The organism is Blochmannia endosymbiont of Camponotus modoc (assembly GCF_023585785.1).
Lineage (GTDB): Bacteria > Pseudomonadota > Gammaproteobacteria > Enterobacterales > Enterobacteriaceae > Blochmanniella.
The window spans coordinates 582,137-601,991 of sequence record NZ_CP097765.1; the positions used below are offsets into that span (position 1 = coordinate 582,137).

Below are 19,855 nucleotides of genomic sequence, written 5' to 3' on the forward strand. Positions count from 1 at the left end.
ATAAAACTGTTATTGGAAAAAACATAAATATACCACAATTTACACGTCCAACTCTCTCCATATAGTAGCGATCACAAACACCCCATATAGGGATCAAATAATCTTGATTAAATAGAAAAATCCATTATTCTCTAGATTAGAATGTATTGTATCCTAATAAACCTTGTTTTTTTAACCAAACCAATAAATTAGAAATAGCTGCAGGAGTTATACCGGAAATGCGAGAAGCCTGTCCAATAGAATAAGGTTTATAATTATTAAGTTTATCGATAACCTCCTTAGATAATCCAGAAACAATATTGAAATCTATATCAGTCGGTAACAATGTATTTTCATTGTAAATATGTCTTTTTATTTCTTCTTGTTGATGACGAATATAACCTTCATATTTTATTTGAATTTCAATTTGCTCGAATACTTGACGATCCAATACAGATGGACTAAAAGTACTTAGTTGAGATAACTTTGTGTAATTAATTTCTGGCCTTCTCAACAGATCTTCACCATTTGCTTCATGTGTTAACGGTGTTTTAAGAAAATTATTTAACTGTGCAACATCTGCACTATACGGGGAAATATAAGTGTTACGTAATCTCTGACGTTCTTTTTCAATATTTTCTTTTTTGCAACAAAAAGCTTTCCACCGTGATTCATCTATCAAACCTAACTGCCGCGCGGTTTCGGTTAATCTTAAATCAGCATTATCCTCACGTAAAGACAGACGATATTCAGCACGCGAAGTAAACATACGATAAGGTTCTTCTGTTCCATGCGTACAAAGATCATCTACAAGCACCCCTAAATATGCCTGATCTCTTCTAGGATACCATCCTTCTTTATTTTTGGAAAATCTAGCTGCATTAATTCCGGCTAATAATCCTTGGGCAGCTGCTTCTTCATAACCAGTAGTACCATTAATTTGACCAGAAAAAAACAATCCAGAAATAATTTTACTCTCTAATGTTAACTTTAAATCACGAGGATCAAAAAAATCGTATTCAATAGCATAACCCGGCCTAACTATATCAGCATTCTCTAATCCCTGGATTGATTTAATCATTTGCATTTGCACACAAAAAGGTAAACTAGTAGAAATACCATTAAGATATACTTCAGGTGTTGTCAAACCTTCAGGTTCTAAAAAAATTTGATGAGCATTACGATCTGAGAAACGAGTTATTTTGTCTTCTATAGATGGACAATATCGAGGTGCTATTCCTTTTATTAAACCTGTATACATAGGGCTCTGATGTAAATTTGATCTAATTATTTCGTGGGTTTTATTATTAGTATGGGTAATATAACAAGGCATCTGCGTAGGATGTAGTTTTGTAGATCCTATAAATGAAAACACAGGAATGGGATCATCACTATATTGTGCGCATAAAGAATCAAAATTTATCCCTTTGGTATGCACACGAGGAGAAGTACCCGTTTTTAACCGACTAACTTGCAAAGATAACTCTTTCAATCGTTCTGATAACAATGACGATGACTCCGAATCTCCAGATCGACCTCCTCTAAAGTTATTCATCCCAATATGAATCTTGCCATTGAGAAAAGTTCCGGTTGTCAACACTACAGACGTACCACTAAATTTCATTCCTAATTTTGGAGTAATTACTCCAACAATCCTGTTCCTCCTAACTATTAAATCTTCTACTGATGCCTGAATAACCAACAAAAATTTTTGATATTCAAGAACATTACGTATTGCCCGTCGATATAATATTTTGTCTGCCTGAGCACGTGTTGCTCTAACAGCAGCTCCTTTGCTACTATTAAGTACTCTAAATTGAATTCCCGATTGATCGATAGCATAAGCCATCGATCCACCCATCGCATCAATTTCTTTCACTAAATGTCCTTTTCCTATACCACCAACGGCCGGATTACAAGACATCTGTCCAAGAGTATCAATATTATGAGTAATCAAAAGCGTATTGCATTGCATTCTAGCAGAAGCCAAAGCTGCTTCTGTCCCAGAATGGCCTCCTCCAACAACAATAACATCAAAATGAGTGGGATAGAACATACATCAACCTCATCACATGACCAACACAACTCCAACAAGAACGATCCCTAAAATAAAAATAGAAAGAAACTTTTTTGTTTCAATTTAATTCCACACCGCAACTACCAAACGAGAACCCGTCCACGCTGCGCAGCCGCGTTCGAAACAAGAACGCCTCGCCAACAACTCTTATGTACTTTGCTACACATATACGTGTATGGTCATGGCCGTTGGCCGAACATTTTAACAATTATATTTAAAAAAGTCGAAAAATTCAATGAAAAGAATAGATTAAATTATCTGTTTGTTAAAAATAATTTGAAAATAATATTGATTACTGTATGTGATTAGGATTGTATTATTGAGGATCGTTGTAGTAGTATGTAAAATTTAAAATAAAAATTTGGAAACAAGTTATTATTGTTTATTAATTTTTCTTAATAACTAAACCGATGGAAACACTTGAATTAACATTTTAAGTTGTGTTACTATAGAAGATGGGTTCATTTTATTTAGATAGTAAATGCATGTGCGTTTACTATACCATTCCATATTAAATAAACAAGTAGTTTTATGATCGGGATTAATATACAGTCATATGTTGTAGTTAAAGATTATGAAAAATTAATAATATTTTATATTACAGGCTTGTAGCTCAGGCGGTTAGAGCGCACCCCTGATAAGGGTGAGGACGGTGGTTCAATTCCACTCAGGCCTATCATGAATTGTGATGTATGTAATTAATAGATCATGAGAAATGTTCACTAGAATTTATATTCTATTTATGTTTGTATCTGCGTATATTTGATAAATCACTATAAACTATGCGTTAACTATGTTAAATATATGATTTATAAATTATCCGTGATACTTGGATAGTGATTTTTATTTTTTGTATTTTACTAAATACGTGTTGAAAAAAAATTAATTTTATAATTATGGATTCCATCTTCATGAAGGATAGTGGGAATTTGTGATATGTATATAGGTAAAATAAACAATCTGAAACTAAATAGATTTAGAAGATACGTATACATATTAAGGTCACGACATTATGCCAATTCGGGTATTAAACAAATTGCCTGCGATAAAAATTTTACAGAATGAAGATGTTTTTGTTATGCAAAAATCACGCAATACTTTTAAAGAACAAAGTTCTTTAAAAGTATTGATTCTTAATTTAATGCCAAAAAAAATTGAAACGGAAAATCAATTATTACGTTTGTTATCAAATTCTCCCTTACAAATTGATATTCAATTATTGCGCATAGATGGTCATGTTCCTAAAAACACACCTGTTGAGCATTTAAACAACTTTTATTGTAGTTTTTTAGATATCCAATATAAAAACTTCGATGGTTTGATCGTAACTGGTGCTCCTTTGGGATTAATTAATTTTGAAAATATAACCTTTTGGCCTCAAATTAAGCAATTATTTTTATGGGCACAAGAGCATATTAATTCGATATTATTTATTTGTTGGGCGGTACAGGCAGCTTTAAAAGTACTATACAATCTTCCTAAATTTACCCGGAAGCATAAATTAGTAGGAATTTACCAACATAATACTATAAGTTCACATGCACTTTTAACAAAAGGATTTGATGAAAAATTTTTAGCGCCTCACTCTCGTTATTCGGATTTTCCTAAAGATGTAATTTATCGGAACACAGATTTAGAAATTTTAGCAGAATCTGATGAAGCAGGTGCATATTTGCTTATTAGTCAAGACAAGCGTTTAATATTTATAACTGGACATCCAGAATATGACGCGATGACTTTATCTCAGGAGTATTATAGAGATTTAAAATTAGGATTAAATCCGATGCTACCAGATCATTATTTTCCTCAAGACAATCCTAATTTAGTTCCTAAGATCAGTTGGAGAAGTCATGCGTATTTATTGTTTGCCAATTGGCTGAATCATTATGTACAAAAAATGTCATAAAACATTTAAGTTCTTTCTGAACAGATTGAGTGAAATGACAATAAACTATTATATTTATTTTGTAAAATTAATTTATGAAATATAAATCCAAAAAGTTATAAATGTTTTAAAATTATATAATTTTCTCAAAACTACAGTTTTGTGTTTATTGTCATTGCGCATACAAAAGATTATGTATTTTTTGGTGTCTAGTTGAGATCGATGATATTGATTGGTGTATAAAAATATATTTATACATAATCAAGAATTTTTTAATTTTCATAAATATGTGTAGATGTATACAATATTTCTAGAAAAATAAATAGTAATTTCGTATATTTAGTTGTTTGTATAAATTTTCACCATATTTATATACGTGAGGTACGATAATTATACATATAAACCATCTACTACATCTATGTCGTAACTTGAACGAGTTATGGCGAGTTGAATAGTTTGTTTTAAATTTAATTCTGATTCACTTACTTTTGTGATAAAATATAAGAAGATGAATTGTGAAAAATATAAATCCCATTAGTACACAAGCTTGGCAACACCTCAAACAACATTTTAACGATATGAAGAGCATATCAATTAACGATTTGTTCAATCAAGATAAATATAGGTTTGCTCATTTCTCTAAAACATTTAATAATGAAATTTTAGTGGATTATTCAAAAAACTTAATCACGAACGAAACTATTATTAAACTAATATCTTTAGCTATTGAATGTGATCTGATAGAAGCCATTTCAGATATGTTTCATGGTGAAAAAATTAATCGCAGTGAAGATCGTGCTGCATTGCATATAGCTTTAAGAAATATAAAAAATACACCAATTTTAGTAGATGGATCCAACGTAATGCCACAAATAAATGCAGTACTAAATAAAATGAAACAATTTTGTAATCGGGTTATTCAAGGTAATTGGACAGGTTACACGGATAAAATAATTACAGATATCGTTAATATAGGTATTGGAGGTTCCAATCTTGGGCCTTATATGGTAACTGAAGCATTAAAACCATATCGAAATCATTTAAATATGCATTTTGTTTCTAATATAGACGGCACGCATATTTTCGAGACATTAAAAAATTTAAATCCAGAAAATACACTATTTGTAATAGCGTCAAAAACTTTTACTACGCAAGAAACTATGACCAATGCGTTTAGTGCACGTAACTGGTTTTGTAAAGCTACTTCTAATGCACAACATGTGTCGAAGCATTTTATAGCATTATCCACAAATACCATAGAAGTGCGTAAATTTGGCATTGATCCATCAGAAAATATGTTTAAATTTTGGGATTGGGTAGGAGGGCGTTATTCATTGTGGTCATCAATTGGTTTACCGATAATGCTATCGGTGGGAGTAAGCAATTTTGAACTATTGCTAACTGGAGCTCATGACATGGATATGCATTTTCATAATACACCGTTACATGAAAATCTACCAGTAATTCTAGCGCTGATTGGCATTTGGTACAATAATTTCTTTCAAGTAGAAACTGAAGCCATTTTTCCTTATGATCAATATATGCACCGTTTTACAGCATATTTACAACAAGTAAATATGGAATCTAACGGAAAATGTGTAGATCGCAATGGATGCCCTATTATATATCAGACTGGTCCTATTATATGGGGAGAACCTGGAACTAATGGACAACATTCATTTTATCAATTGCTTCATCAAGGTACTAAAATGGTCCCATGTGATTTTATCGCACCAGCAATTAGTCATAATCCTATGTCTGATCATCATGAAAAATTAATATCAAATTTTTTTGCTCAAACTAAAGCCTTGGCTTTTGGAAATACACGTTCAACAGAAATGCAAAAATATGTAAAATTTAAAAAAAATTACAAATATGAACAATGTGTGGTTCCTTTTAAGTTATGTAAAGGAAATAATCCTAGTAATTCTATTTTAGTCAAAAAAATTACTCCTTATACTTTAGGGGCTTTGATTGCTTTATATGAACATAAAATATTTACGCAAGGTATTATTTTCAATATTTATACTTTTGATCAATGGGGGGTGGAATTAGGAAAACAATTGGCTGACAGTATTTTACCAGAATTAAAATATGAAAATATGATTTCTAAAAATCATGACAGTTCAACTTATGGTTTAATAGATTGTTACAAATCTTGGCGTAGTTAATGCGATTCTTTGATGTATAAAACCACATCTAATTGTGGTAGACGTGTGAAATAATATGTTTTAAGTAGTGTTTTTATTATATTCAAATATTCTATGATCTTCTCAAAAAAAGATAATACATGACATTCCGAGTAATTTTTTTGTGATATAAAACCCAATAATTCGGAATGATACTAGTATTAAGAATATTTATTTTTTTTGAAGTTTCTATATAAATCCAAGATTCTTTTTGCAATAGATTATGTCTTTCTAATAAAAAAATAACTTCAGGTATAATATTGTCTTGAAAAGGAGGATCAAGAAAGATGACATTATAAGTCGTAGTTGATTGTTGTAACCAAGAACGACAATCAGTATATATTATCTCACTGTTATATGCTGAAAAAGACTGCATTACTTTCATCAATGCGATAATACAAATATGATTATTATCTAAAAAAGTTACTTTGCTAGCTCCTCTAGACAATGATTCTAGACCTAATGCACCGCTTCCAGCAAAACAATCTAAACACGCCGCTTTAGAAATAATAGGATCAAGCCAACTAAATAATATTTCACGCATGCGATTAGTAGTTGGACGTATCTTAGAATGCCGAGTAATTGGTATGTTTCTTCCCTTCCATTTACCGCCGATAATCTTAATTTTTCTGGATACACCTAAATGTAGTTTATTTTTCATACATCCATTATATTTCTATATATGAAAATAATAATTCACAGGATATTTTTGTCTTTTGATATGAAAAGATTTTTATTATAAGCCATGAATCATCAATTTGTTTTATGTTGTATAAATCTAATTACTTGTACATAAACTATAGAAGTGTAAGAATTATAGTTTCTAATATTTCATATATCTACAACCCATTTATTTTTTGTTATACTTTTCATTAGTTGTATTTGCGTCATGCAATTATGTGTAGTGTATTACATATAAATATTTTGTATTTTTGAAAAAAATACAAAATAAACAATATCAATGAAAATTGATTAATAAAGTACGTAATAAAGAACATAAAAATAAATAAAAAATAACATCGTATATGTTAATGATAATTATGAGGTTAAATATATATGAATCGTGCATATAATTTATTTAATAAGCTGAAACAAAGTTTGTTGAATACTCGAAAAAAATTGGGTGATAACATAATAGAGTTAATTCGCGATAAAAGAATTGATACTGTTATATTAGATAAAATTAAGAATCAATTATTAATCGCAGACATAAACATACATACTACCCAAAAAATCATTAATAATTTGAGAAATTATATTAGTTTTAATACTAACTGTAATGAACAATCTTTTCACGATGCATTACGTAACGAAATGTTAAAAATAGTCACACGTATCGACAAACCATTATTTTTACAAGAAAAAAAACCATTTATTATATTAATGGTAGGGGTTAATGGTGTTGGAAAGACTACTACTATTGGAAAATTAGCACATTATTACCGATTAAAGAATAAAACTGTAATGCTAGCAGCAGGGGATACTTGTAGAGCCGCAGCTGCAGATCAGTTAGAAATTTTGGGAAAACGTAGTGGTTGCACCGCAGTCATCACAAAAAATACCACCTCCGATTCTGCTTCAATAGTTTTTGATGCTGTTAAAATAGCTAAAATAAAATCTGTTGATTTACTTATTATAGACACCGCAGGTAGATTACAAAATAAAATATATGCTATGGAAGAACTAAAAAAAATTATTAGAGTAATAACAAAAATTGATGCAGAGGCGCCTCATGAAACCATGTTAGTTCTTGATGCCAATATCGGACAAAATTCTATAAATCAAGTACGCATGTTCAATGAAGCTATTAAAATTACAGGAATAGTTATGACCAAATTAGACGGTAGTGCTAAAGGAGGAACTCTTTTATCTATTGCTGATCATTTTTCAATACCAATACGATATATTGGAATAGGGCAAAATATTGATGATTTACAATCATTTAAATCACACAATTTTGTTGAAGCTATTTTAAAAGAGTAAATTCAATAAAAAACACTACTTATAATTTATATGGGTGTTTTGTAAAAATAAGATTATTAGTCTGAATAGCAAAAAAAAATATTTTTATAAATAATTATTGAAAATAATGTTATTAATCTTTATGATGCCTTCGGAGGATTTTAATTAAAAGAGATTAAAGTTTAAATAATTAAAATAGTATTTATGATTTATTGAAGTAAAAAATTCATAAAACAAAAAATATTAATTAAAAAATAAAATTTACAAATAGTATATAGATTGACAACAACAAGCAAATCGACCGAATCTGTCGGTATCTGTATATTCTAGATATAATCCACGCATCATTAATGTTCACTTGATATTCAGATTGTACCAAAATTATCTATGAAGTATTTGATGTTATTAAGGATAATGATTAGTTATAATAGGTAATTTATGATATATTATATATAATTAGAATTAGCAATAAAATCAATGATGATTATGTTAATAATAAACACTATATAAGTGTTATACATTATTCTATTGTTGATACAAAATTTTTTACAATGGTTCTGATGCAATTGCATGCAGACACAATGATGTACCCATAATTATCTGCGTATACATGGTTATTTTAGGAGAATAAATGCCTAAATATATACAAAAAAATGTAACCTTAATTCCTCCAGGGAACTTAGAAGCTTATATAAGAGTAGCCAATGCTTATGCTATGTTAACAGCAGAAGAAGAAAAAAGGTTAGCTAAACGCTTATACTATAATGGTGATTTAGATGCTGCAAAAAAACTCATTGTATCACATTTAAGATTTGTTGTTCATGTTTCTCGTAATTATTCTGGTTATGGATTACCTCAGGCCGATTTAATACAAGAAGGTAATATTGGTTTAATGAAGGCTGTTCGTCGATTTAATCCAGAATTAGATGTTCGTTTAGTATCATTTGCTGTACACTGGATTAAATCCGAAATTCATGAATATGTTTTAAAAAATTGGCGCATTGTAAAAATAGCTACTACTAAAGCACAGCGTAAATTATTTTTTAATCTACGTAAAACTAAACAACGTTTAGGTTGGTTTAATGCGGGAGAAATAGAAATAGTCGCAAAGGCGCTAAATGTGACTAGCAAAGATGTGCGCGAAATGGAATCCAGAATGTCAGCACAAGATATGACTTTTGAACAATCTTCAGATGAAGATAACCGAGGAATATCAATAGCACCTATTTTATATTTACAAGACAAAATTGTTTCCTCTAATGAAGAAGAATGGATCGATCAAGTTAGTGATAAATTAAATGCAGCTATAAAGACTTTAGACAAACGCAGTCAACATATTATTCGTGCCCGATGGTTAAATGTAGATAATAAAAGTACGTTACAAGAATTAGCCAATCAATACGGTGTGTCTGCTGAACGAGTACGTCAATTAGAAAAAAATGCTATGAAAAAAATGAAACTAATTATACAAAATTAATTAAAATTTTTTAAATTTTATTGGTGAAACCAAATAATATAAAAATTATTAAAATGTATATATAAATTATTAATTATTAACCGTTTGATTGTAGTATATATATTTGATATAATTCACGTTTATTAATAATTTTTGATGTCACATATTTTTAATTTAAAAAAAGTTATATAGCTATAGAATTAGTTGTAAAGTTATTTTGCAATAACCAGATTGACTATTGGGCCATAATACTTTTTTAAATTTTTTACTATAAATTTTTATGAGTACTTCATCTAATCAAAATAGCTCATGGAGTAAATTATGACAATTGTCAGTCATATATTAGGATTTCCTCGTATTGGATTACATAGAGAACTAAAGTATGCTTTAGAATATTATTGGGATGGAAAAATTACAGAAGATAAATTATTAGAAATAGGCCGTACATTACGCATACGGCATTGGAAACAACAGAAAGATTGCGGTATCGACTGGACCCCAGTAGGTGATTTCGCATGGTATGATCATGTTTTAACTACCAGCTTGATGCTAAATAATATTCCAGATAGGCATCGTATTGGTCAAGAAAATATTAATTTAAATACATTGTTTAGAATAAGTCGAGGGTATTCTTTAAACAAAAAAATGATACCACCTTCAGAAATGAAAAAATGGTTTAATACAAATTATCACTATATAGTACCCGAATTTGTTCCCAATCAGGAATTTAAGTTAAATTGGACTCAATTATTTGATGAAATAGATGAAGCTTTGTCTCTAAAATATACAGTAAAACCAATACTACTTGGTCCAATTAGTTATCTGTGGTTAGGAAAAGTAAAAGGAAAAGAATTTGATCGTTTGTCATTATTGCCTCATTTATTATCAATATATCAAGAAATATTAGATATTTTATTATCAAAAAATATTGATTGGATACAAATTGATGAGCCCATACTAGTTTTGGAGCTACCGTTACAATGGCTAAATGCATATTTAAGCGCGTATGAACAACTTCATGGTAAAGTTAAATTACTATTAACCACTTACTTCGACAGCATATATCATCAATTGGATATTATTACACAATTAAAAATAGATGGTCTACATGTGGATCTGGTTTCCAATCCTGATAATATACCTTTACTGCATTCCCGATTACCAAAACATTGGATATTATCAGCAGGAGTAATCAACGGACGTAATGTATGGAAAACTAATTTACATGATTGGTTTAAAAAACTATATCCCTTAGTAGACGAGCGCAGATTATGGATAGGTTCTTCTTGTTCCTTATTACATAGTCCTATTGATCTAAATACGGAGATAAAATTAGATAAACACATTAAAGAATGGTTTGCTTTTGCGCTGCAAAAATGTTACGAAATAAAAATGTTATGCGATGCGTTGAATGCTAAAAACACAAGTGACACGACATATGAAGATACACTTAGTGAATATTATGTTTCTAATAACTTACGATCGTATTCTAGTACAATTCATAATATACAAGTTAAAAAACGTCTCGAACACATCAATGAGATTTCTTATTCTAGATCTTCTCCGTACACAACACGAGTTACATTACAGCATAAGAAGCTGAATTTACCATTATTTCCAACAACTACTATCGGTTCATTTCCTCAAACTGAAGAAATTCGTAAACTTCGTTCGCGCTTCAAAAATAACCAAATCAACAAAGAAGATTATCATCTTAGTATTAAGAATTACATTAAAAAAATTATTATGGAACAAGAAAAATTAGATCTAGATATTCTAGTGCATGGAGAACCAGAACGAAATGACATGGTAGAATATTTTGGAGAGCATTTAAATGGATTTATATTTACTCAAAATGGGTGGGTACAAAGTTATGGTTCACGTTGTGTAAAACCTCCAGTAATTATTGGGGATATTAGTCGTTCAAAACCCATTACTATAGAATGGATAAGTTATGCTCAGTCATTAACTAATAAACCGATAAAAGGTATATTAACTGGACCTGTCACCATAATGTCTTGGTCGTTCCCACGAGAGGATATACCACGAAAAACAATAGCATTGCAATTAGCATTGTCGATACGCGATGAAGTAATAGACTTGGAAAAATCTGGAATTGGAATCATACAAATTGATGAGCCAGCTTTGCGAGAAGGATTACCTTTAAAACGTTCTGATCAAAAACAATATTTAGAATGGGCAATTAATGTCTTTAGGATCACTGTATCATCAGTGAAAGATGATACTCAGATTCATACTCATATGTGTTATTCTGAATTTAATGATATCATTTATGCTATTCTAGCATTAGATGCGGATGTCATCAGTATAGAAGCAGCTAGGTCAGATGAAAAAATATTAAAATCTATACGACATGTAATAAAGGATTTAAATGAAATTGGACCAGGAATATACGATATTCATTCGCCAAATGAACCAACCCAAAATAATCTTATCAGAAGAATTAATCAATTGTTAAAATATATCCCAAAACGACGTTTATGGATTAATCCTGATTGTGGATTAAAAACAAGATCATGGCCTGAAATTAAACATTCATTGAATAATATGGTATCTGCAGCTAAATTATTGCGTAAACAATTTTATTCATCGTGAATCATGGCTAATAATTTTTGTTAATTAATTGTATAGCAATCAATATCAAAATAGAATTACCAGATTTATTGATAATATCATGGGTTGATTACGAGATTATCTATTTAAGGAACGATCATTGAATGAGTTAAAATTGATATTTTTTATTCATAAAAAAAATAAAGAATTTGGAAAAGTTTCCCACTAATTTTAAACATTCTCAATAACTTTTAAAAACACGCGATAGTTTTATTATGACTATAACTCATGCATTTCATTTAGGTTTAAAGATCGGGGACCTTCAAGGAGCAACTTTAGCTATTCTTCCAGGAGATCCTAATAGAGTAAAAAAAATAGCTTCTCTGATGGATGGGGCAGAATACATTTTTAGTAATCGAGAATTTACAACTTGGTCCGCAAAAATCAATAAAGAGACAGTAATTGTTTGTTCTACAGGTATAGGCGGTCCATCTACTTCTATTGTGGTAGAAGAATTATCTCAATTAGGCATACGTACATTCTTACGTGTAGGCACTGCAGGAGCTATCCAAAAATATATAAAAACAGGCGATGTGTTGATTATCACTGCTGCTGTTCGTTGTGATGGAGCAAGTCAACACTTTGCTCCATTAGAATTTCCAGCAGTAGCAGATTTATCATGTACTATAGCTTTAATTCAAGCAGCTAAAAACATTGGTATTAAATCACATTTTGGTGTAACCGTATCTTCAGATACATTTTATCCTGGACAAGAAAGACAGGATACATATTCTGGGCGAGTTATTCAAAAGTTGCGCGGCTCCATGGAAGAATGGAAAAACCTGGGAGTTATGAGTTACGAAATGGAATCTGCAACACTACTAACTATGTGTTTAACTCAAGGATTACAAGCAGGAGTTGTTACAGGTGTTATTGTAAATCGCACACAAAAAGAAATTCCAAACGTTACTTTAATACATCATACTGAATATATGGCAATGAAAGTTGCAATAGAAGGCGCTCATATTCTTCTGAATAAAAGAAACACTTTATATCGTTATGCGGAATAATATTGATCATTATTCTTTAAGTCTTTCTGTTCATTTTAATATATTCAGCCACTAACAAAAAATTTTTGAATAACATATTATTATTTTTTAAAATAAAAGAATCTAGAATGGAATTTAGTATGTTGTATTATATAAGTAACATGTTATTCATCAACATGATACACAGCCTACGTTTATTTGTATTTCTAAAGTATTGATACAATATATATAATGATTAATAATAAGTAATTATTATCAAGATTATTTATGAATATATTTTATGACAGAGAATATATGCCAATTACCTTATTTTATTTATATAGCATAATTAGCATATTTGCAGGTTTCTTAATATCTGGAATATTTTTTAAGATTATAAGAAAACGATATATTACAAAATATAATCATGCTTATGCATCTCATGAGAATGCTTTATGTGTAATTACACAAAATTTAAAAAATGAATCTGACTTACGTTATAATATTGAACAGAAATTGCAAAAAAAATCACAAGTGATATATGAACTACATGGTAAATTATCCACTGCCGAAGAGCGTTTAAAATTATTAAATCATTATCATCAAAAATGTGAAAAACTAAATAATGAATTACATGTACAATTAAATTTAAATCATTCTCAAGAATTAAAAATACAAGAATTAAATATTCGTTTAGAAGAATATAAATTAGCAACAGAAGAAAAACAGAAGTTGTTTATCAATAGTGAAAACCGATTAACTATGCAATTTGAAAATTTGGCAAATCGTATTTTTGAGCAAAACGGACGCAAGATAGATCAACAAAATCGAATAACTCTTGAGAGAACGTTATATCCATTAAAAGAACAGTTAGAAGGATTTAAAAGTCAAATCCAAAACAATTTCTCAAAAGAAGAGCAATCGAGACATACCCTGACATATGAAATTCGTAATTTACATCAATTGAATGCAAAAATCACTCAAGAAACTATTAATTTAACACAAGCATTAAAAGGAAACAATAAAACACAAGGCAGTTGGGGAGAAATAATTTTAACTCGTGCATTAGAAGCTTCTGGTATGCGTGAAGGTCATGAATTTCATGTACAAGTCAGCATAAAACAAACTGATGGAAATAGATTGCAACCTGATGTAATTATACATTTACCTCATGGTAAAGATGTAATAATTGATTCTAAAGTATCTCTAGTGGCTTATGAACGTTATTTCAATAGCGATAGCGAAGAAGATCAACGGTTAGCTGTCATTGATCACGTACATTCATTGCGTGCTCATATAAAATCATTAAGCAAAAAAGATTATCAAAAATTATTTGGATTAAACACATTAGATTATATTTTAATGTTTGTCCCTATTGAATCAGCTTTTATGTTAGCCATTAAAAAAGAAGCATCATTATTAACAGATGCTATGCGGTGTAATATTATGTTAATTAGCCCTACAACACTGTTAATAGCTTTGCGCACTATTAATAACTTATGGCGTTATGAATATCAAAATTGCCATGCTAAAAAAATTGCTGATAAAGCAGGAAGATTGTATGACAAACTACGGTTGTTTATGGATGACTTAAATAAAATTGGCCTTTATCTAAATAAAGCAGAAGTTATTTATAATGCAGCAAAGAATAAATTTTCTGAAGGAAAAGGTAATATTATAAGTCAAGCGGAAGGTTTTCGAGCACTTGGAGTGCAAATAAAACAACCAATTGTTACTAATGTGATTCCACCGAATTCTATATTTTTATGTGATACAAAAAAAAATTCTTCTGATGTATCTAATTTTGAAGATAACATCACTGAAAATATATGTCATAAATCTTTATCAAATTCTTGATTTGGTACATTAAAGTATGTGACTTGATAAAATCATATAGTACTATTTTAGTAAAATTAGTATTTTTGATAAATAGAAATTTAATGATAAAGATTACGGTAATGATGAATATGAAGAATAAATCTAAAAAAGAAATGACTCATTTTGGTTTTCAAAATGTTTACAAGGATAAGAAAACATCATTAGTGTCTAATATATTCCATTCTGTAGCATCACAATATGATTTAATGAATGATTTAATGTCATTTGGAATACATAGAATGTGGAAACAATTTATGATTTATCGCAGCGAAGTATACGTCGGATGCACTGTATTGGATCTAGCCGGAGGTACTGGAGATTTAAGTATTCAATTTTCCCGGTTAGTAGGTAATACAGGGATCGTAGTACTAGCAGATATCAATGATTCCATGCTACATATAGGACAAAAAAAATTACGCAATTTAGGTATATTAAATAATGTAATATATATACAAGCTGATGCTGAAGCTTTACCTTTCTCTGAAAATACTTTTGATTGCGTTGCTGTTTCTTTTGGATTACGCAATTTTACAAATAAAGAACAAGCATTATTTTCAATGCATAGAGTATTAAAACCTAGAGGAAAATTATTAATCTTAGATTTCGGGGTGCCTACTTTTAAAGTATTGCATAAGATATATGATTTATATTCATTTCATATTTTACCTAAAATAGGTAAATGTATAACTCAAGATATTAATAGTTATCGTTATCTTGTAGAATCTATTCGTATGCATCCAGATCAAGAAACTTTAAAAAACATGATAATACGAACAGGATTCAACAATGTTGAATATTTCAATATGACTTTTGGGATTGCTGTATTACATTGCGCTTATAAATGTTAAAAAATATTGATATTCAGTGAGTTATTAAAATCGATAGTATCATTATTTTGTTAACATTGCCAAGAACGTGAATATTTATTAAATCCTGTAAAGGTATTTTATTTCGAGTGCACAAAACTATGATATCTAACTATTTTATATCTTAGTAAGAAACAATTATTTATTTTTATATTTATAAAAATAAGTTAGATGAAAATAGAATATACAGTGATACTGTATTATTATGTGAATAAACAACCGATAATACAGTAGATGAATATATCTATTTTAAGATTAGCGAGGATATTTCATTAACTTAAAATTTAATTAAATAGCGTAAACTCATATCTAGTTTCAACATTATTAGTATTTAATACACTTACAATCAAACTTATATTTTATTAAACGGATGAAATTTTATTGAATATTTATAGACTTTTATTAGAAAAGTGCATTTTAATTAAAAATGTTTACATGTAACTATGCTTGATAGTAAGAACACGGTATAAGTTTAATGAACTAAAAGTAATCTTTATAAAGATACATTATTTAAATATAACACTGAATATTTGCTTAATCATTTTAAATCAATTATAGGAAATCTGATGCTTGTTGATGAGTTATGTCGACTGTATTCTATAATTAAAACAATCTTAAATTATGGATTAAGTGATTTTGTTCCTACTCATCGATTAATTTTTCCATTAAGAATAGGTAGTAGATTTCTTTTACGCGTTTTAAATAAGCATTCTCAACTAACTTTAGGGGAACGATTTCGTTTAGCATTACAGGAGTTAGGTCCAATATGGATTAAATTTGGGCAAATGCTTTCCACTCGACGCGATATCTTTCCAGATTCTGTTGCAGATCAATTATCAATACTACAAGATCGTGTGGCGCCTTTCGATGGAATTATTGCTAAAATGTGTATAGAACGAGCTATTGGGAATTCATTAGAAACATGGTTTAAAGATTTTCAAGAAATACCATTGGCATCTGCATCTATTTCGCAGGTACATTCTGCTAGATTAAAAAAAAACAATAAAGATATAGTAATTAAAATTATTCGGCCCGGTCTTTTACCTATTATTAAAATAGATATATGTTTAATGTATAGATTAGCCAAATGGATTTGTAAATTTTTACCAGAAGGACGGAAATTTAAGTTTTCAGAAGTTGTTTCAGAATATGAAAAAACTCTTTTTAATGAGCTTAATTTGCTAAAAGAAACAGCGAATACTATTCAATTGAGAAGAAATTTCAAAAAAAGTCAAATATTATACATACCCAAAGTATATGTAGATTTTTGTAGCGAAAACGTTATGGTTATGGAGCGTATCTATGGAATACCAGTATATGATTTAGTTGCGCTCAAAAAACAAAAAATTAATATGAAATTATTAGCAGAACGTGGAATAGAAATATTTTTTACTCAAGTATTTCGAGATAGTTTTTTTCACGGAGATATGCATCCTGGTAACATTTTTATTAGCTATAAACACCCAGGAAATCCAAAATATATTAGTGTTGATTGCGGCATTGTCGGATCTTTAAATAAAAAAGATAAATACTATTTAGCAGCAAATTTCATAGCATTTTTCAATCATGATTATCGTAAAATAGCTGAATTGCATCTTGATTCAGGCTGGATACCCTTTGATACCAACATTGAAGATTTTGAATGCGCTATGAGAACAGTATTTGAACCAATTTTTGAACAACCGTTAGAAAAAATTCCTTTCAGTAAAATATTATTGTACTTATTTAATACCGCACGATATTTTAATATGGAAATACAACCCCAATTAATTTTATTACAAAAAACTTTATTGTACATCGAAGGAATAGTTAGACAATTATATCCAAATCTAAATATTTGGAAATCTGCTCAACCTTTTTTAGAAGGATGGATGCGGGACCAATTAAAGTTATCAACAACAATATGTACTTTAAAAGACAAGATACCTCATTGGATAGATAAAATACCAGAATTACCTACTTTGTTATCTAATGAATTTAAACGTTCTTGTATGCTACAAAGAAAAATAGAAATATTAATAAGAGAATTAAGAACTCAGCGAACTAATCACGGTCAAGCGTTATTTTTATTCGGTATTGGCGCAACATTAGTTACCAGCAGTATTTTCTTATACATACAGGATAAATATTTAAAAATTTTTTCTATTTTTTTATTTGTAATTGGAATTTTTATTTGGACAATAGGTTGGAAACGTATCATACAATAATAATATGTTATTACTGTCCAATTGAATTTTATTTCATAACACAAGTTTATTTGAGCAATTCCATGAAACATTTTATATTAAATGAATTCTGAAATATGATAATGTTAATTAATTCAATTATAACTTTAAAACTGTACTTCATGACAATTATACGATATTTTGTAACATATATTGAATTATAACAACATTTAATGATTATTAACAGGATATGAAATATAAAGATTTACGTGATTTTATAAAAATCTTAGAACATAGGGGAGACTTAAAAAGAATTAAATTTCCCATTAATCCTGATTTGGAAATAACAGAAATTGCTGATCGCACTATTAAATCTGGAGGTCCAGCGCTTTTTTTTGAAAATCCTACAGGATATACAATACCTGTCCTTTGTAATTTATTTGGTACCCCGAATAGAATAGCTTTAGGAATGGGAAAAGAAAACATTTTATCTTTGCGTGATGTTGGAAAATTACTTGCATTTTTAAGAGAACCGGAATTACCGACAGGAGTGCATGATTTTTTTTCTAAAATACCTCATTTTCGTCATATCTTACATATGCCGATTAAGCGTGTCAGTACAGCTCCGTGCCAAGAAAATGTTTGGTGTAATCAAGATGTAGATATCACACATATGCCAATAATGCGTTGCTGGCCTCAAGACGTATCTCCTATAATTACTTGGGGTATTACGATAACGCGCGGTCTAAAAAGTAAACGACAAAATCTTGGAATTTATCGTCAACAAGTGCTATCTAAAAATAAAATCATTATGAGATGGTTATCTCATCGTGGTGGCGCATTAGATTTTCAAGAATGGCATAAAAATACTTCAGAGAGAAGATTTCCAATTACTGTAGCATTAGGCGCTGATCCAGCTACTTTAATAGGAGCGGTAGTTCCCATTCCTGATACACTATCCGAATATGCCTTTTCTGGTTTACTAAGAGGTTGTAGAACTGAAGTAATTAAATGCATTTCATGCGACTTAGACGTTCCAGCTAATTCTGAAATTGTATTGGAAGGATATTTAGAACGAGATGAAACAGCAATAGAAGGACCCTTTGGAGACCATACAGGATATTACAATACTACCGCTAAATTTCCAGTATGCACTATTACCCATATTACCCAACGGAACAATCCAATTTATCATTCTACGTATACTGGTCGTCCACCAGATGAGCCTGCGATTCTTGGAATGGCAATGAATGAAATGTTCATCCCTATCATACAAAAGCAATTCCCAGAAATTACAGATTTTTATTTACCTCCTGAAGGTTGCTCATATAGATTGGCTGTTGTAACTATAAAAAAACAATATATTGGACACGCTAAACGTATAATTTTTGGAATATGGTCTTTTTTGAAACAATTTATGTATACTAAATTTATTATCGTATGTGACGACGATATTAATGCTCGGGATTGGAATGATGTAGTATGGGCGATAACTACACGCCTGGACCCTGATCGAGATATCATAATCGTAAAAAATACCCCAATTGATTATCTTGATTTCTCTAGCCCTATTTCTGGTTTAGGCTCTAAAATAGGTATGGATGCAACAAACAAATGGCCCGGGGAAACTGAAAGAGAATGGGGTATTCCAATTAAAATGCACGACACAGTACGACATTATATTGATAGTATTTGGGAAAAACTAGACATATAGACATAATATTTTACAATAAAAAAAATAATACAATTAAGTAAGATACACAAAATTAAACACATAGTAATATGATGGATTTTTT

12 protein-coding genes and 1 tRNA gene are annotated in these 19,855 nt (G+C 29.6%); 11 read left to right on the forward strand and 2 right to left on the reverse strand.

Going from position 1 to position 19,855, the window contains the following annotated elements; all coding sequences use genetic code 11:
* Positions 1-136 precede the first annotated feature (136 nt).
* Positions 137-2,035, reverse strand: a complete 1,899-nt coding sequence (mnmG, locus tag M9396_RS02455; protein WP_250256585.1) for a tRNA uridine-5-carboxymethylaminomethyl(34) synthesis enzyme MnmG — start codon at positions 2,033-2,035, stop codon at positions 137-139.
* A gap of 623 nt (positions 2,036-2,658) precedes the next feature.
* On the opposite strand from mnmG, the gene M9396_RS02460 reads away from it, so the two are divergent.
* The 3 genes from M9396_RS02460 (at position 2,659) to pgi (ending at position 6,112) form a co-directional block, all read left to right on the forward strand.
* Positions 2,659-2,732: transfer RNA gene (locus M9396_RS02460), tRNA-Ile, on the forward strand.
* A gap of 336 nt (positions 2,733-3,068) precedes the next feature.
* Entirely contained in the window at positions 3,069-3,962 is an 894-nt protein-coding gene (locus tag M9396_RS02465; RefSeq protein WP_250241663.1) for a homoserine O-succinyltransferase, read from the forward strand.
* Between the two features lie 494 nt (positions 3,963-4,456).
* The gene (pgi, locus tag M9396_RS02470) at positions 4,457-6,112 is read left to right on the forward strand and encodes a glucose-6-phosphate isomerase (RefSeq protein ID WP_250256586.1); all 1,656 of its coding nucleotides are present in this window, start codon (positions 4,457-4,459) and stop codon (positions 6,110-6,112) included.
* Between the two features lie 91 nt (positions 6,113-6,203).
* On the opposite strand, the gene rsmD is transcribed toward pgi, so the two are convergent.
* Positions 6,204-6,791: a 16S rRNA (guanine(966)-N(2))-methyltransferase RsmD gene (rsmD, locus tag M9396_RS02475; protein ID WP_250256587.1), complete on the reverse strand. Its 588-nt coding sequence runs from the start codon at positions 6,789-6,791 to the stop codon at positions 6,204-6,206.
* A 395-nt stretch (positions 6,792-7,186) separates the two neighbouring features.
* Here rsmD and ftsY point away from each other — a divergent pair, with 395 nt between their 5' ends.
* The 8 genes from ftsY (at position 7,187) to ubiD (ending at position 19,773) form a co-directional block, all read left to right on the forward strand.
* Positions 7,187-8,113: a signal recognition particle-docking protein FtsY gene (gene ftsY / locus M9396_RS02480; protein WP_250241654.1), complete on the forward strand. Its 927-nt coding sequence runs from the start codon at positions 7,187-7,189 to the stop codon at positions 8,111-8,113.
* Between the two features lie 610 nt (positions 8,114-8,723).
* Complete coding sequence (rpoH, locus tag M9396_RS02485) at positions 8,724-9,569, forward strand: RNA polymerase sigma factor RpoH (RefSeq protein ID WP_250256588.1); 846 nt, start codon at positions 8,724-8,726, stop codon at positions 9,567-9,569.
* Positions 9,570-9,869: 300 nt separating this feature from the next.
* Positions 9,870-12,164, forward strand: coding sequence for a 5-methyltetrahydropteroyltriglutamate--homocysteine S-methyltransferase (metE, locus tag M9396_RS02490; RefSeq protein WP_250256589.1), 2,295 nt, complete (start codon positions 9,870-9,872; stop codon positions 12,162-12,164).
* Positions 12,165-12,397: 233 nt separating this feature from the next.
* The gene (gene udp / locus M9396_RS02495) at positions 12,398-13,192 is read left to right on the forward strand and encodes a uridine phosphorylase (protein ID WP_250256590.1); all 795 of its coding nucleotides are present in this window, start codon (positions 12,398-12,400) and stop codon (positions 13,190-13,192) included.
* Positions 13,193-13,465: 273 nt separating this feature from the next.
* Complete coding sequence (gene rmuC / locus M9396_RS02500) at positions 13,466-15,007, forward strand: DNA recombination protein RmuC (RefSeq protein ID WP_250241645.1); 1,542 nt, start codon at positions 13,466-13,468, stop codon at positions 15,005-15,007.
* A gap of 104 nt (positions 15,008-15,111) precedes the next feature.
* A complete protein-coding gene (gene ubiE / locus M9396_RS02505; protein ID WP_250256885.1) occupies positions 15,112-15,876 on the forward strand; it encodes a bifunctional demethylmenaquinone methyltransferase/2-methoxy-6-polyprenyl-1,4-benzoquinol methylase UbiE in 765 nt (254 codons plus the stop codon).
* A 584-nt stretch (positions 15,877-16,460) separates the two neighbouring features.
* On the forward strand, positions 16,461-18,101 hold the full coding sequence (ubiB, locus tag M9396_RS02510; RefSeq protein WP_250256591.1) for a ubiquinone biosynthesis regulatory protein kinase UbiB: 1,641 nt from the start codon (positions 16,461-16,463) through the stop codon (positions 18,099-18,101).
* A gap of 208 nt (positions 18,102-18,309) precedes the next feature.
* Positions 18,310-19,773, forward strand: a complete 1,464-nt coding sequence (gene ubiD, locus M9396_RS02515) for a 4-hydroxy-3-polyprenylbenzoate decarboxylase (RefSeq protein ID WP_250256592.1) — start codon at positions 18,310-18,312, stop codon at positions 19,771-19,773.
* Positions 19,774-19,855 lie beyond the last annotated feature (82 nt).